This window comes from Dietzia sp. KRD202 (assembly GCF_017168155.1).
Lineage (GTDB): Bacteria > Actinomycetota > Actinomycetes > Mycobacteriales > Mycobacteriaceae > Dietzia > Dietzia kunjamensis.
Map to the genome: position 1 here is coordinate 1 of NZ_JABFAN010000140.1, position 387 is coordinate 387.

Below are 387 nucleotides of genomic sequence, written 5' to 3' on the forward strand. Positions count from 1 at the left end.
CACCCGTGTAGTAGGTCTCGACCATCGACGCCTGGAAGAAGAACGTCAGGAACGAGCCGGAGATGAAGACGACGACGAAGCTCCACAGAGCGATCTCGCCGAGCATGAACGACCAGTGGTCGGGGAAGATCTTGCGACCGAGCTCCTTGACGAAGCCCGAGAGGCTGGTGCGCTCGTCGATATAGTTCGACGCGGCGCCGACGAATCGACCGCCGAGGGGCGCCTTGGTGTCCTTGTCCTCTTTGGACAGCGTTGCGGTACTCAATAGCGCTCCCAGAAGCTCGGGCCGACAGGCTCGGTGAAGTCGCTGCGCGCGACGAGGTAGCCCTCTTCGTCGACGGTGATCGGCAGTTGCGGCAATGGGCGCGCAGCCGGGCCGAAGATGAC

Annotated in this window: 1 pseudogene; it reads right to left on the minus strand. The window is 63.0% G+C overall.

What is annotated here, in order from left to right:
* Positions 1-265: pseudogene (locus J1M64_RS19355) on the minus strand (hypothetical protein); the annotation flags it as partial.
* Positions 266-387 lie beyond the last annotated feature (122 nt).